The sequence below is a fragment of the Pseudomonas edaphica genome, assembly GCF_965277385.1.
Taxonomy (GTDB): domain Bacteria; phylum Pseudomonadota; class Gammaproteobacteria; order Pseudomonadales; family Pseudomonadaceae; genus Aquipseudomonas; species Aquipseudomonas edaphica.
This window is the reverse complement of the sequence record NZ_OZ255725.1, coordinates 3,526,785-3,539,989: the sequence shown is the minus strand read 5'-3', so window position 1 is coordinate 3,539,989 and position 13,205 is coordinate 3,526,785. Positions and strand designations below refer to the sequence as shown.

At 60.8% G+C, this 13,205-nt stretch carries 15 protein-coding genes and 1 other RNA gene; 6 read left to right on the top strand and 10 right to left on the bottom strand.

The window, feature by feature from the left end:
• The first annotated feature begins 85 nt into the window (after positions 1–85).
• A complete protein-coding gene (locus ACQY47_RS15940) occupies positions 86–1,228 on the top strand; it encodes a DegT/DnrJ/EryC1/StrS family aminotransferase (RefSeq protein WP_056860748.1) in 1,143 nt (380 codons plus the stop codon).
• A 74-nt stretch (positions 1,229–1,302) separates the two neighbouring features.
• Here the strand turns inward: ACQY47_RS15940 and gcvH are convergent, their stop codons facing one another.
• From gcvH to ACQY47_RS15895, 9 genes are all read right to left on the bottom strand, one after another.
• Complete coding sequence (gene gcvH / locus ACQY47_RS15935; RefSeq protein WP_017135276.1) at positions 1,303–1,686, bottom strand: glycine cleavage system protein GcvH; 384 nt, start codon at positions 1,684–1,686, stop codon at positions 1,303–1,305.
• A gap of 52 nt (positions 1,687–1,738) precedes the next feature.
• Positions 1,739–2,821: a glycine cleavage system aminomethyltransferase GcvT gene (gene gcvT / locus ACQY47_RS15930; protein ID WP_099550298.1), complete on the bottom strand. Its 1,083-nt coding sequence runs from the start codon at positions 2,819–2,821 to the stop codon at positions 1,739–1,741.
• 156 nt (positions 2,822–2,977) lie between these two features.
• Positions 2,978–4,594 (bottom strand): ABC transporter permease, encoded by a 1,617-nt coding sequence (locus ACQY47_RS15925; RefSeq protein WP_177033789.1) that lies wholly within the window; start codon positions 4,592–4,594, stop codon positions 2,978–2,980.
• Between the two features lie 180 nt (positions 4,595–4,774).
• Entirely contained in the window at positions 4,775–5,779 is a 1,005-nt protein-coding gene (locus tag ACQY47_RS15920; RefSeq protein WP_017135273.1) for an extracellular solute-binding protein, read from the bottom strand.
• A 160-nt stretch (positions 5,780–5,939) separates the two neighbouring features.
• Positions 5,940–7,157: a 2-octaprenyl-3-methyl-6-methoxy-1,4-benzoquinol hydroxylase gene (locus ACQY47_RS15915; RefSeq protein WP_428557364.1), complete on the bottom strand. Its 1,218-nt coding sequence runs from the start codon at positions 7,155–7,157 to the stop codon at positions 5,940–5,942.
• 9 nt (positions 7,158–7,166) lie between these two features.
• Positions 7,167–7,652 (bottom strand): DUF4442 domain-containing protein, encoded by a 486-nt coding sequence (locus ACQY47_RS15910; RefSeq protein WP_058421186.1) that lies wholly within the window; start codon positions 7,650–7,652, stop codon positions 7,167–7,169.
• Positions 7,645–8,832 carry a 2-octaprenyl-6-methoxyphenyl hydroxylase gene (gene ubiH, locus ACQY47_RS15905; protein WP_099550295.1) on the bottom strand — a complete coding sequence of 396 codons (1,188 nt, stop codon included), beginning with the start codon at positions 8,830–8,832 and terminating at the stop codon, positions 7,645–7,647. The genes ACQY47_RS15910 and ubiH overlap by 8 nt, the downstream gene beginning before the upstream one ends.
• Positions 8,829–10,151, bottom strand: coding sequence for a Xaa-Pro aminopeptidase (pepP, locus tag ACQY47_RS15900; protein WP_428550161.1), 1,323 nt, complete (start codon positions 10,149–10,151; stop codon positions 8,829–8,831). Before pepP ends, ubiH begins: the two co-directional genes overlap by 4 nt.
• A gap of 20 nt (positions 10,152–10,171) precedes the next feature.
• Positions 10,172–10,729, bottom strand: coding sequence for a YecA family protein (locus ACQY47_RS15895; RefSeq protein WP_017135268.1), 558 nt, complete (start codon positions 10,727–10,729; stop codon positions 10,172–10,174).
• Positions 10,730–10,867: 138 nt separating this feature from the next.
• Here ACQY47_RS15895 and ACQY47_RS15890 point away from each other — a divergent pair, with 138 nt between their 5' ends.
• The 4 genes from ACQY47_RS15890 (at position 10,868) to ACQY47_RS15875 (ending at position 12,288) form a co-directional block, all read left to right on the top strand.
• The gene (locus ACQY47_RS15890; protein WP_003177365.1) at positions 10,868–11,077 is read left to right on the top strand and encodes a TIGR02449 family protein; all 210 of its coding nucleotides are present in this window, start codon (positions 10,868–10,870) and stop codon (positions 11,075–11,077) included.
• Complete coding sequence (locus ACQY47_RS15885) at positions 11,074–11,391, top strand: cell division protein ZapA (protein ID WP_017135267.1); 318 nt, start codon at positions 11,074–11,076, stop codon at positions 11,389–11,391. The genes ACQY47_RS15890 and ACQY47_RS15885 overlap by 4 nt, the downstream gene beginning before the upstream one ends.
• Before the next feature lie 30 nt (positions 11,392–11,421).
• Positions 11,422–11,600, top strand: a non-coding RNA gene (ssrS, locus tag ACQY47_RS15880) — 6S RNA.
• Positions 11,601–11,658: 58 nt separating this feature from the next.
• Positions 11,659–12,288, top strand: a complete 630-nt coding sequence (locus ACQY47_RS15875; RefSeq protein ID WP_099550294.1) for a 5-formyltetrahydrofolate cyclo-ligase — start codon at positions 11,659–11,661, stop codon at positions 12,286–12,288.
• Positions 12,289–12,297: 9 nt separating this feature from the next.
• Here ACQY47_RS15875 and ACQY47_RS15870 read toward each other — a convergent pair whose 3' ends face one another.
• On the bottom strand, positions 12,298–12,447 hold the full coding sequence (locus tag ACQY47_RS15870; protein WP_010207387.1) for a hypothetical protein: 150 nt from the start codon (positions 12,445–12,447) through the stop codon (positions 12,298–12,300).
• A 194-nt stretch (positions 12,448–12,641) separates the two neighbouring features.
• On the opposite strand from ACQY47_RS15870, the gene ACQY47_RS15865 reads away from it, so the two are divergent.
• On the top strand, positions 12,642–13,091 hold the full coding sequence (locus ACQY47_RS15865; protein ID WP_099550293.1) for an EVE domain-containing protein: 450 nt from the start codon (positions 12,642–12,644) through the stop codon (positions 13,089–13,091).
• The last annotated feature ends 114 nt before the right edge of the window (positions 13,092–13,205 follow it).

Genomic DNA, 13,205 nt, shown 5'->3' with positions numbered 1-13,205 from the left:
GGCTATATTCAGTCGAACCGTGCAACCATGCGGTACTGATACGTTTATTACTCATCGCCTATCTGAAACGGATGCCTTCGTCGTTATGAGCCAACAGCCCTTTCTGCCGTTTTCCAAACCTACCATTGATGAAGCCACCATCTCGGCGGTCGGCGATGTACTGCGCTCGGGCTGGATCACCAGCGGGCCAAAAGTGCAGGCGTTCGAAGCACAGCTGTCGGAATACTTTGGCGGCCGGCCGGTGCGGACGTTCAACTCCGGCACCTGCACCATGGAAATTGCTCTGCGCATCGCCGGGATTGGCCCAGGGGACGAAGTCATCACCACGCCGATCTCCTGGGTCGCCACTGCCAACGTGATCCTGGAAGTCGGTGCCACGCCGGTATTTGCCGATATCGACCCGGTAACCCGCAATATCGACCTGGCCCAAGTAGAAGCTGCAATCACCCCACGTACCAAGGCGATCATTCCGGTGTACCTGGCGGGCCTGCCCCTGGACATGCCGATGCTGTATGCACTGGCCAACAAGTACAACCTGCGTATCGTCGAAGACGCCGCCCAGGCACTGGGTTCCAGCTGGGATGGCGAACGCATTGGCGCAACCGGCGACTTTGTATCCTTCAGCTTCCAGGCCAACAAGAACATCACCTCTTCCGAGGGCGGTTGCCTGGTATTGAACAATGCCGAAGAAGCCCGCCTGGCCGAGAAATATCGCTTGCAGGGCGTTACCCGCACGGGTTTCGATGGCCTGGACGTAGATGTGTTGGGCGGCAAGTTCAACATGACCGACATTGCCGCAGCCATCGGCCTGGGCCAGTTCGCTCATATCGAGAAGATCACTGCCCATCGCCAGAACCTGGCGCGCCACTACTTCAAATGCTTCGGCAGTGATTTCGAAGCGCAATACGGCGCACAACTGCCACCGGCAGACTTCGAAAACAGCAACTGGCACCTGTTCCAACTGGTATTGCCGGAGCGTCAGGATGGCAAGCCGGCACGCGCCACCTTCATGGAACAGATGCAGGCGCATGGCGTCGGCATTGGCTATCACTACCCGCCGATCCACCTGCTGAGCCTGTATCGGGCACAGGGTTTCAAGGAAGGCATGTTCCCGGTGTCGGAACGTGTTGGGCGTTTGATCGTGTCGTTGCCGATGTTCACGGCGATGACAGAGGCGGACGTGGAGCGGTCGGTTGCGGCGGTTAAAGCGGTATTGAAAGCGGGTTAAACAAAAAAGCGTTGGCTTGCAACAATCAACTGTGGGAGCTGGCTTGCCTGCTCCCACATTGATTTGTGCCGTGTTTACTCGCCGATGGCAGCTTTGTAACCCGCAGCATCCAGCAGTTTTTCCAGATCGGCCGGGTTGCTTGGCTTGAGCTTGAAGATCCAGGCGCCGTAAGGGTCGGTGTTCAACAGCTCAGGGCTGCCACTCAGTTCCTCGTTGACGGCAATCACTTCGCCAGCAATCGGGGCGTAGATATCCGAAGCAGCCTTCACCGACTCAACCACGCCAGCCTGGCCTTCAGCTTCAAACTGGGCGCCAACTTCCGCCAGCTCAACAAACACCACATCACCCAACGCTTCCTGTGCATGGTCGGAAATCCCGACGGTCACAGTGCCGTCGGCTTCCAGACGGGCCCATTCGTGACTTTCGGCAAAACGCAGGTCAGCTGGGATATCGCTCATAATCTGTGTCCTCAAGAAGAAATGTCAGCGGCCTTCGGCCTGCCGGAAATAGTTAGATCAAGGTTTTGCCATGGCGTACGAAGGTCGGCTTGACCACTCGAACCGGGTACCACTTGCCGCGGATTTCCACTTCGGCCCGATCGGCGGTGGCCGTCGGTACGCGCGCCAGGGCAATGGATTTGCTCAGCGTAGGAGAGAAACTACCACTGGTGATCTCTCCTTCGCCAACATTGGCGATACGAACCACTTGGTGAGCGCGCAAAACCCCACGCTCCTCCAGTACCAGCCCGACCAATTTGTACTGCACACCCGCCGCTAACTCTGCTTGCAGCGCGCTGCGACCAATGAAGTTGCGACCGGCGGGTTCCCAGGCAATGCTCCAGGCCATGTTAGCCGCCAAGGGCGAAACATCCTGGTGGATATCCTGACCATACAGGTTCATGCCGGCTTCCAGGCGCAGGGTATCGCGGGCGCCAAGACCAATGGGTGAAATACCCGCGCCGACCAGGTCGTTGAAAAAGCCTGGCGCCTGATCGGCAGGCAGGACTATTTCCAGGCCGTCTTCACCGGTATAGCCGGTACGGGCGATAAACCAGTCACCGTCGGCCTGGCCTTCAAAGGGCTTGAGTTGATGAATCAGGTTGCTGCGCGACTGGGTGACCAGTTCGGCGATTTTCTGCCGGGCATGGGGACCCTGAATGGCGAGCATGGCCAACTCGGGCCGCTCCTGCAGTTGCACCGAATAGTTGCCCAGTTGCGCCTGCATCCAGGCCATGTCCTGGTCGCGGGTGGCTGCGTTGACCACCAACCGGTAACCGGCTTCGGTGCGGTAGACGATCATGTCGTCCACCACGCCGCCCTGCTCATTGAGCATGGCGCTGTAGAGCGCACGGCCGCAGCCATGCAAACGATCGACATCATTGGCCAGCAGGTGCTGGAGCCATTCCTTGGCCTGAGGGCCGGTGACATCGATCACGGTCATATGAGATACATCGAACACCCCGCAGTCGCGTCGCACCTGATGGTGTTCTTCAACTTGCGAGCCGTAGTGCAGAGGCATATCCCAACCGCCAAAATCGACCATTTTCGCGCCGAGGGCGAGATGCAGGTCATACAGAGGCGTACGCTGTCCCATGGGTTTCTCCTTCCGGGCTTGGCGAAGGTGCGCGGAGCTGCTGTTTGCGCTGAACACCTTGAATTACAAGGCCTGCAGCCACGCCCAGCGACTCGCTCCGAAAGACGAAGCGCACCGAATGCCGCGCATTGTAGCCGCAAGCCGTAGGACTGGCACCTAACCGATTTGCCTCGCAGAGCGTCGGATCAAGCCGATGACCGGCAGTAACCCCACCAGTACGAGGGTCAGCGCCGGCAACGAGGCTCGCGCCCATTCGCCTTCACTGGTCATTTCAAAGATGCGAACCGCCAGGGTGTCCCAGCCAAATGGGCGCATCAGCAAAGTTGCGGGCATTTCCTTGAGCACATCGACGAACACCAGCAACGCTGCGCTCAACGTGCCCGGCAGCAATAACGGCAGATACACTTTGCAAAACAGTCGTGGCCCGCTTACCCCGAGACTGCGTGCCGCTTCCGGCAACGACGGGCGGATTCGCGCCAGGCTGTTTTCCAACGGCCCGTAGGCCACCGCCAGAAAGCGCACCAGATAGGCCAGCACCAGTGCCGACAGGCTGCCAAGCAGCAAGGGTTTGCCCGCGCCGCCGAGCCACCCCGAGAGCGGTACCACCAGCTCTCGGTCCAGGTAGCTGAATGCCAACATGATCGACACCGCCAGCACCGAACCCGGCAAGGCGTAGCCGACGTTAGCCAGGCTGATACCAGAGCGAATCGCCCGTGTCGGCGCCAGCCGGTTGGCGAAGGCGAGTATCAACGCTACGCTGACCGTGATCAGCGCCGCGATACCGCCTAAGTAAAGGGTGTGAACGATCAGGCCGGTGTAGCGCTCATCCAGGTCGAAGCGGCCGCGCTGCCAGAACCAGGCGACCAGTTGCAGCATGGGGATGACAAAGGCGCAGGCGAACACCAACCCGCACCACGTGCTGGCCGCTGCCGCCTTGAACCCTCGCAAGTGATACAACGCCTGGCCCCGTGGCCGCTCGTTGCTTGGGCGGCTGGCACCGCGGGCTCGCCGTTCGCCGTACAGCACCAGCATCACCACCAGCAGCAACAGGCTGGCCAGTTGGGCAGCGCTGGAAAGGCTGAAAAAGCCGTACCAGGTCTTGTAGATGGCGGTGGTGAAGGTGTCGAAATTGAACACCGAGACCGCGCCGAAATCCGCCAGGGTTTCCATCAAGGCCAGGGCCACGCCGGCACCAATCGCCGGCCGTGCCATGGGCAGCGCGACGCGCCAGAACGCTTGCCAGGGCGATTGCCCGAGCACACGTGCCGCCTCCATCAGCCCTTTGCCCTGGGCAAGAAACGCCGTGCGCGCCAGCAGGTAGACGTAGGGGTAGAACACCAGCACCAACACGATAATCACGCCACTGGTGGAGCGCACGCGCGGCAGCCGCAGGCCGGTGCCGAACCATTCACGCAGCAGGCTTTGCACCGGGCCAGCGAAATCCAGCAGGCCGACAAACACAAAGGCCAGTACGTAGGCGGGAATGGCAAAAGGCAGCATCAAGGCCCAATCGAGCCAGCGCCGCCCAGGAAACTCGCAGAGGCTGGTCAACCAGGCCAGGCTCACGCCCAGCAGGGTCACACCCACACCGACGCCCAGCACCAAGGTAAGGGTATTGCCCATCAGGCGCGGCATCTGGGTGTCCCACAGGTGCGACCAGATTTGCGCATCAATGCTTTGCCAGGACAGCAACAGCACACTCAGCGGCAACAGCACCAGGGCGGCGACGCTGAAGACCGGCAGGTACCAGCGGCGTTGGGCGGGGTGGGCCAAGGGCTAGCTCTCAGGTTGGTAAAAAATTCAAGGTGAACACAAAGCAATGTGGGAGCTGGCTTGCCTGCGATAGCAGCACCTCGGTGTGTCAGTTACACCTGGGTGATGCTATCGCAGGCAAGCCAGCTCCCACACAAGCCCGCTCCCACATTTAGTTCGGCGCTTGCCTGCAAATTGTAGTTAGTTCCAGCCGGCGCGATCCATCAGGCGGATAGCCTCAGCCTGGCGCTTGCCGGCCACTTCCACCGGCAAGGTGTCAGCCACGAACTTGCCCCAGGTCGCCACTTCTGCTGATGGCGGCACCGCCGGGTTGGCCGGGAACTCCTGGTTCACATCGGCAAAGATCTGCTGCGCCTCAGGCGTGGTCATCCACTCAACCAATGCCTTGGCCGCTTCCGGATGCGGCGCGTGCTTAGTCAGGCCAATGCCCGACAGGTTCACGTGCACGCCACGGTCGCCCTGGTTCGGCCAGAACAGTTTTACCGCCAGGTCTGGCTTCTGCTTGTGCAGGCGGCCGTAGTAGTAGGTGTTGACGATGCCCACGTCGCATTGCCCGGCGTTGATCGCCTCCAGCACCGCGATGTCGTCGGAGAACACGTCGGTGGACAGGTTGTTGACCCAGCCTTTGACGATTTCCTCGGTTTTGGCCGCGCCATGGGTTTCGATCAGGGTGGCGGTCAGCGACTGGTTGTAGACCTTCTTCGCCGTGCGCAGGCACAAGCGGCCTTCCCATTGCTTGTCGGCCAGGGCTTCGTAAGTGGTCAGGTCACCGGGTTTTACCCGGTCGGTGGAATAGGCGATGGTCCGCGCACGCAGGCTCAAGCCGGTCCAGGCGTGGTTAGAGGAGCGATATTGCAACGGAATATTCTTGTCGATCACCGCCGAGGTGAACGGCTGCAGGATGCCCATTTGCTCAGCCTGCCAAAGGTTGCCGGCGTCCACGGTGAGCAACAGGTCGGCCGTGGCGTTCTCGCCTTCGGCCTTGATGCGCTGCATCAGCGGGGCTTCCTTGTCGGTGATGAACTTCACCTGCACGCCAGTCTTTTTGGTGTAGGCATCGAACACCGGCTTGATCAGTTCGTCGATGCGCGAGGAGTAGACCACGACTTCGTCGGCTGCCTGCACGGTGGTGCTGCCGATAAGGGTGAGTGCCAGGGCAGTCAGGAGGCGCTTGGGTGCCAACATGGGTGCGGTCTCTCATTTGCAAAAAGAGGGCAAATGATAAGGACTCACATTTGGTAGCGCTTGCTGGAGGCGTTACGAGATGTTGCATGGCTCGGATTTGTGCTGGGGCCAATGGCCCCATCGCGGGCAAGCCCGGCTCCCAAAGGGTACTCAGGCGCCCTCAGGGTTTGGCCAGCTCCGGGAGGTCGCCGGTCAGGCCCAAGGCCTGGCGGACGAAGATGGCCTTGGCTTCGGGCATCTGGTCGACCATTTTCAGCCCGGCGTTGCGCAGCCAGCGTAATGGCAACTGGTCGGCCTGGAACAAGCGCTCAAACCCTTCCATAGCCGCCATCAGCGCCAGGTTATGCGGCATGCGCCGACGTTCGTAGCGGCTCAAAACTTTCACATCAGCCAGACGCTCACCGCGTTCAGTGGCTGCCAGCAGCACCTCGGCCAGCACCGCCGCATCGAGGAAACCCAGGTTTACGCCCTGCCCCGCCAACGGGTGGATCACGTGGGCCGCGTCGCCGATCAACGCCAGGCCTTCTGCCACGTAGCGTTTGGCGTGTCGTTGGCGCAATGGCACGCACACACGTGGATCGGCGCTGAGCACCGTGCCGAGCCGCCCTTCAAAGGCGCGCTCCAGCTCACGGCAGAAGTTTTCATCATCCAGCGCCATCAGGCGCTCGGATTCGGCCGGTGTGGTGGACCAGACGATCGAGCACCAGTCTTCCTGCCCCTCGCGCACCAATGGCAGAAACGCCAGCGGGCCAGTGTCGGTAAAGCGCTGCCACGCCGTGCGCTGGTGGGGCTGGCTGCTGCGAACGCTGGTGACAATGGCGTTATGCAAGTAATCCCACTCGCGGGTCGCAGTGCCGGTCAGGCGGCGTACGGCGGAGTTGGCGCCATCGGCGGCGACCACCAGCGGTGCACGCAATGTGCGGCCGTCGGCAAGGGTCAGCAGCCAGTCATCGCCGGAGCGGCGCATCTGTTCCAGGCGAGCATTGGCCAGCAGGCCCAGGTCGCAGTCATGCAGGCGGTCGAGCAGCGCGTCCTGAACCACGCGGTTCTCGACGATATGCCCAAGCACTTCGGCGTGCACACTGGCCGCCGAGAAGTGGATCTGCCCGGTGCCGCTGCCGTCCCACACTTGCATCTCGCCATAAGGGCTGGCGCGCCGCGACACAGTGCCGTCCCACACGCCGAGGCGCTCAAGGATGCGCTGGCTGGCCGCCGACAAGGCGCTCACCCGTGGCTCGAAGGCAGCCTCACGGTCAAATGGCTTGACGCTCAGCGGGCTGCCGTCGAGCAGCAGCACCTGCAGGCCACTGCCCTGCAACGCGAGCGCCAGGGCGCTTCCGACCATTCCGGCCCCGACAATCAGCACATCTGCGCGCATGTCCATGCTTTAAGCCTGCTTTGCTGGCGGCTTGCGCCGCACGTAAAGGGTTTTGTCGACCCGCGCCACCAGGGTGCCGGAGCCGTCATGAATCTCGACCTTGAGGTGGGGCAGGTACTTCTCGCCACCTTGGGTTTGCCGGCGAATCTCGTCCAGCAAGGCGTCGTCGATGGAAAATTCGGCGTACACCGGGCCTTTGCCTGGCGACACGAAGTCGATGCTCGCGGCCTTGTCCCACACGATGTAATCGCGGCCCAGGTTTTCCATCAACAGCAACATGTAGAACGGGTCGACCATCGAATACAGGCTGCCGCCAAATTGCGTGCCGACATAGTTGCGGTTGTACCAGCCCAGGCCCATGCGCACTTTGACATGACGAAAGTCAGCGCTCATGTGCTGCACGCTTATCCCCGCCCCGAGATAGGGCGGATAAAGGGTCATGACCCAACGCAACAGCCGCGCTTTACCCAAACGTTGGATCAACCACTTACGCATCGGGGCGAGTACCCAGGCCCATGGCCTGACGGGCGAACCAGCGTTTGGCCGGCGGTAGCAGGTCCAGGCCAAGCAGGCCCATGTTGCGGCCCAAAGCCACTAACGGCTGGGCACTGCCAAACAGGCGTGTGACTTGATCGGAGAAGCCCACTGTGAGCTTTTGGTCCAGGTGCTGGCTTTCGCGGTAGCGCTGCAAGGTCGCCAAGTCTCCCGGCACCTGCGGCCCGGCCAACAAGGCTTCGGCCAAGGCATTGGCATCGCGCAGGGACAGGTTGAACCCCTGCCCGGCAATCGGGTGCAGGCTGTGGGCGGCATTGCCGAGGATCGCCAGGTGCGAGCGCACTTGTTCTTCGGCCTCCACCAGCGTCAGCGGGTACAGGTGCCGTGCGCCGACTTGCTTGAGGGTGCCCAGGCGATAGCCGAACACGCCCTGCAGTTCGCTCAAGAAACTACGCTCGTCGAGGTTGGCCAAACGCTGGGCGTCCATGCCGATGCGTGTCCACACCAGCGCGCAGCGGTTGTCCGGTAACGGCAACAGGGCCATCGGGCCTTCATCGGTAAAGCGCTCGAAGGCCTCGCCGTTGTGGGCTTCGCTGGGGGTGATGTTGGCGATCAGCGCGCTCTGGTTGTACGGGCGGGTTTTCACGCCAATACCTAACTGCTCGCGCAAACCGGAGCGACCACCGTCGGCCAATACCGCAAGGTCGCATTCCAGTACGGTTTCATCGTTGAGGGTCAGGCGATAGCCGTCGGGCAGCGGCTCCATACGCGTGACTTCCGCCGGGCAGCGCCAGCTCACCACCTCTTTGTCCAGGCCTTGCCACAGGCACTGTCCGAGCCAGGCGTTTTCCACCACATAGCCGAGGGCCGGCACGCCCTCCTCCATGGCGGACAAGCGCGCAGTGGAGAAACGCCCACGGTCAGACACGTGGATCTGCTTGATCGGCTCGGCGCGGCGGGAGATGTCCTGCCACACACCCAGGCGCTGATAGATCTGACGGGCACCGTAAGACAACGCCGAAGAACGTGCATCGTAGCTCGGTTGGTAAGTGTCGCCTGGGGCAAATGGCTCGATCAGCACGATCTTCCAACCCCGTGCCTTGGCACCGGCCTGCAAGGCCAACGCCAGGCTGGCGCCCACCAGGCCACCACCGATAATCGCCAGGTTGACCCGGCTCATCGGGCAGCCGCCATCAGCGCTTCGATCTCAGCGACAGTTTTAGGCACACCACCGGTCAGAATTTCACAGCCTTGCTTGGTCACTACCACGTCATCCTCGATGCGTACGCCAATGCCACGCCATTTCTTTGCCACGTTCTGGTTGTCCGGCGAAATATAAATCCCCGGCTCCACGGTCAAGGCCATGCCCACTTCCAGCACACGCCATTCACCGCCCACTTTGTATTCGCCCACATCGTGCACATCCATGCCCAGCCAGTGGCCGGCGCGGTGCATATAAAAGGCACGGTAGGCTTCGCTGGCGATCAACTCGTCGACGTTACCTTGCAACAGCCCCAACTTCACCAGCCCGGCGGTGATGACCTGCACGGTCGCCTCGTGGGCCTGGTTCCAATGTTTGTTCGGTGCAATCTGGGCGAAGGCGGCTTCCTGGGAGGCCAGCACAATTTCATAGATCGCCTTTTGTTCGGGCGAAAACTTGCCGCTGACCGGCCACGTGCGCGTGATATCGCTGGCGTAGCAGTCGATCTCGCAACCGGCGTCGATCAACACCAGATCGCCGTCCTTGAGCAGCGCGTCATTCTGCTGGTAGTGCAGGATGCAGCTGTTGCGCCCGGCGGCGACGATGGAGCCATAGGCCGGCATCTTCGCGCCGCCCTTGCGGAACTCGTAATCCAGCTCGGCTTCGAGGCTGAACTCATACAGCCCCGCGCGGCTGGCCTGCATCGCCTTGACGTGGGCCGCACAGGAAATTCGCGCGGCCTCGCGCATCACCTTCACTTCTGCCGCCGATTTATACAGGCGCATGTCGTGGAGCAGATGATCCAGGGCAACAAATTCGTTCGGCGGCTGGGCGCCCAGGTGCGCCTTGGAACGGATCACGTTGATCCACTCCATCAGATGCCGGTCGAATTCGGCGTTGCTGCCCATGGCCGAATACACCCGGTCGCGGCCTTCGATCAGGCCGGGCAGGATGTCGTCAATATCGGTGATGGGGAATGCATCGTCAGCGCCAAAGTCGCGAATGGCGCCTTCGGTGCCGGCGCGCAGGCCGTCCCACAATTCGCGTTCGGCGTTGCGCTCGCGGCAGAACAGCACGTACTCGCCATGCTGGCGACCGGGCATCAGCACGATCACAGCTTCAGGTTCAGGGAAGCCGCTCAGGTACTGGAAGTCGCTGTCCTGGCGGTAGACGTGCTCGACATCACGGTTGCGGATGGCCACGGCGGCGGCCGGCAGGATCGCGATGCTGTTGGGTTCCATCTGCGCCATGAGCGCCTTGCGGCGACGGGTGTATTCCGCTTTCGGGATATGGATCATGGGCAGATGGGCTTCCTTACTTAGTGCAGCGACGGCTTGGGTGCGGCGGGCTCAGCGGATTTTTTGGTCTCGGTGAACAACAGCAGCGGCGCGACACGCAGGTATTCCATCACCTCCATATAGTCGCCTTCGCCGTCTTCGGATTCTTCCAGGGCATCTTGCACCTGGGAGATGGCCGCCAGGTCTTGCAACACTTCTTTGGCATCAGTGCTCAGTTCCAGGCCGCCGGCATTCACACCGAAGCCGTGCAGGAAACCCTGGCACCATTGGCCCAATGCTGCAGCGCGTTCGGTGAGCGGTGCATCGTCGGTCGGCAGCAGCAGAACGACGGTGACGTCATCACCGGTCAACTCGCCTTTAACCATCTCTTGCAGGCCGATCAGCGCGTTACGCACGTTCTCGGTAGGTTCGGTTTCCAGCAGCTCGGCCACATCGGCCAGCCAGTTGTCGGCATCGAAGCCAACGCCCGTGCAGCTGCGGCCCAACAGCACGCCGTGCAGTTCGGCAGGCGAGCAAGGATGACCGCTGGAGCTCAGCAGTTTGGAAAAAGCGTCGTACGGGGAGTTCTGAATAGGCATGGTGAGCTAGGCGCCAGACGGCGCAATGTCTAGAATGAAGCGCTGTATCCTAGCACCGGCAGACGTACCAAGACTATCGAGGGCGTCAGATCGTTTATCCTGAAGTTGCCATTCATCAGACAAATCCAGTGGAACCCAATGGAAGACACCGACCTGCAAGCGCTGATGGCCAGACTCGAACTGCTAATTGATCGGGTTGAGCAACTTAAGAGTCAAAACGGACTCCTATTAGCTCAGGAAAAGACCTGGCGCGAGGAACGCGCTCACCTCATTGAAAAAAACGAAATCGCCCGGCGTAAGGTCGAATCGATGATTTCGCGCCTGAAGGCCCTGGAGCAAGACTCATGAGTTCAAGCAATAGCGTTACCGTGCAGATCCTCGACAAAGAATATTCGATCATCTGCCCCCAGGAAGAACGCAGCAATCTGGTGAGTGCTGCCCGCTATCTGGACGGCAAGATGCGTGAAATCCGCAGCAGCGGCAAAGTCATCGGCGCCGACCGTATCGCCGTGATGGCCGCACTGAACATTACCCACGATCTGCTGCATAAGCAGGAACGGCCTGACGTGCAGGCCAGCGGCTCGACGCGTGAGCAAGTGCGTGACCTGCTCGAACGCGTGGATCTGGCACTTTCTACCGAGCCAGAGCCACCCAAGGGCTGATTGACGCGTCTGTTTAAGGTATACTCGCCCCACTCCCTGGCGTGTTTGCCAGTCGGCGATGTCCCTGAGCCGATTCGCACTACCCTGGAAGTTGCACGTTGGGCTGGTGTGCATGTCCGCTAGACGGAAAGCCTTAAAGCCTACTGCATCTTCCACCTTGAACTTTCGGGTTCAAGGGCTAAGTCGACAGCGGCTCTGTCGGGGAGCCTGAATTCCCAAACTCAATGCCAGTCCCAGGACTGGCATTGTTTTATGAGCCGAACAACCATGACCGAACCTGCGCCGCTTTCCCGTCCGCAACTTCGACGCATGTTGCGCAAAGCCCGCCGCGCGCTTACGCCGAGCGAGCAGCGCAAGGCCGCCCACGGCCTGTATCGGCAACTGGCACAGCACCCGCTGTTTCGCCGGGCCAAACATATCTCTTTATATCTGCCCACGGACGGTGAAATCGATCCGCGCCTGCTGCTGCGCGCTGCCCAGCGCCGGGGCAAGGCCACTTATCTGCCGGTACTCAGTGCCTGGCCGCGCACCAAGATGGTGTTCCAGCGTGTGCGGCCTGGAGATAAGTTGTTGCCCAACCGCTTTCGCATCCTTGAGCCGCACGTAAATGCCAACCGCCAGCGCCAAGTTTGGGCGCTGGACCTGGTGCTGTTGCCGCTGGTGGGCTTCGATGATGTGGGTGGGCGACTGGGCATGGGCGGTGGGTTTTATGACCGCAGCCTGGCCTACCTGGCTCGGCGCAAAAACTGGCGCAAGCCCACGCTGCTGGGCCTGGCCCATGAATGTCAGAAGGTCGAGCGCCTGGCACAGGCAAGCTGGGATGTGCCATTGGCTGGCACGGTCACCGATAAAAAATGGTATGTCGCAGAAACGTCGCTGGAACCAGCGACGCCTTAAAAAGCAGTGTTAACGCTTGAACGGTTGTGGCTGCTGCTGAGCCAGTTCAACCGGTGCATCGGTCTTGTTCGACCACAAGCTCTGGGCATATCCGGTGGTCACGACGCCCAGGCCAAACAAAATAACCAAAATCCATAGTAAATCCGGTTTACGTTGCATCGATTGCCCCCCTTCAGGCACCTCGTACACGATGACAACAACGTTCCAAAGTAGTCCGTTGCAGCTGCGTCAAGCTTAAAAGCGGGCATTCTGCGGTAACGTGACCCAACACGCAAACCTTGACGCCAACCGACTGTCGGTTTGTCATGGAATTGCCTGACAACTTATCCAATGCCTTTTTCAGGAGCCCAAAAATGGCCTACTGGCTGATGAAATCCGAGCCCGATGAACTCTCCATCAAAGGCCTGGAAAAGCTCGGTGAAACGCGCTGGGACGGGGTGCGCAACTATCAGGCACGCAATTTTTTGCGAGCCATGGCCGTTGGTGATGAGTTTTTCTTCTACCACTCCAGTTGCCCTGAGCCGGGCATTGCCGGTATCGGCAAAATTGTCGAGGCGGCCTATCCGGACCCGACCGCGCTGGAACCCGAAAGCCACTACTTCGATGCCAAAGCCACGCCGGAGAAAAACCCGTGGACTGCACTCAACGTGGCCCACGTCGAGACCTTTGCAAAGGTGCTGGGCCTTGGCTACCTGAAACAACAAACCGCCCTCGCCGAATTGCCGCTGGTGCAAAAAGGCAGCCGATTGTCGGTGATGCCGGTGACGGCCGAACAATGGGCAGCGGTACTCGCCCTGCGCTGAAAAGGCAGAACCCTGCGGTCACACCTGTGATGCATGCATCTGCACGCCAAGCGGGTTAGGCTTGCGCTTCATTTGACCGGTATCAAGACCCTTCGGGCGGTATCGGTCAAACTA

Coding starts and splice junctions, on each gene's coding strand:
- pepP (WP_428550161.1), bottom strand. CDS start 10,151: ATGATCCATATCCCGAAAGCGGAATACACCCGTCGCCGCAAGGCGCTC.
- gcvH (WP_017135276.1), bottom strand. CDS start 1,686: ATGAGCGATATCCCAGCTGACCTGCGTTTTGCCGAAAGTCACGAATGG.
- ACQY47_RS15940 (WP_056860748.1), top strand. CDS start 86: ATGAGCCAACAGCCCTTTCTGCCGTTTTCCAAACCTACCATTGATGAA.
- ACQY47_RS15865 (WP_099550293.1), top strand. CDS start 12,642: ATGGCCTACTGGCTGATGAAATCCGAGCCCGATGAACTCTCCATCAAA.
- ACQY47_RS15895 (WP_017135268.1), bottom strand. CDS start 10,729: ATGCCTATTCAGAACTCCCCGTACGACGCTTTTTCCAAACTGCTGAGC.
- ACQY47_RS15915 (WP_428557364.1), bottom strand. CDS start 7,157: ATGCGCGCAGATGTGCTGATTGTCGGGGCCGGAATGGTCGGAAGCGCC.
- ACQY47_RS15885 (WP_017135267.1), top strand. CDS start 11,074: ATGAGTTCAAGCAATAGCGTTACCGTGCAGATCCTCGACAAAGAATAT.
- ACQY47_RS15910 (WP_058421186.1), bottom strand. CDS start 7,652: ATGCGTAAGTGGTTGATCCAACGTTTGGGTAAAGCGCGGCTGTTGCGT.
- ACQY47_RS15875 (WP_099550294.1), top strand. CDS start 11,659: ATGACCGAACCTGCGCCGCTTTCCCGTCCGCAACTTCGACGCATGTTG.
- gcvT (WP_099550298.1), bottom strand. CDS start 2,821: ATGGGACAGCGTACGCCTCTGTATGACCTGCATCTCGCCCTCGGCGCG.
- ACQY47_RS15890 (WP_003177365.1), top strand. CDS start 10,868: ATGGAAGACACCGACCTGCAAGCGCTGATGGCCAGACTCGAACTGCTA.
- ACQY47_RS15920 (WP_017135273.1), bottom strand. CDS start 5,779: ATGTTGGCACCCAAGCGCCTCCTGACTGCCCTGGCACTCACCCTTATC.
- ubiH (WP_099550295.1), bottom strand. CDS start 8,832: ATGAGCCGGGTCAACCTGGCGATTATCGGTGGTGGCCTGGTGGGCGCC.
- ACQY47_RS15870 (WP_010207387.1), bottom strand. CDS start 12,447: ATGCAACGTAAACCGGATTTACTATGGATTTTGGTTATTTTGTTTGGC.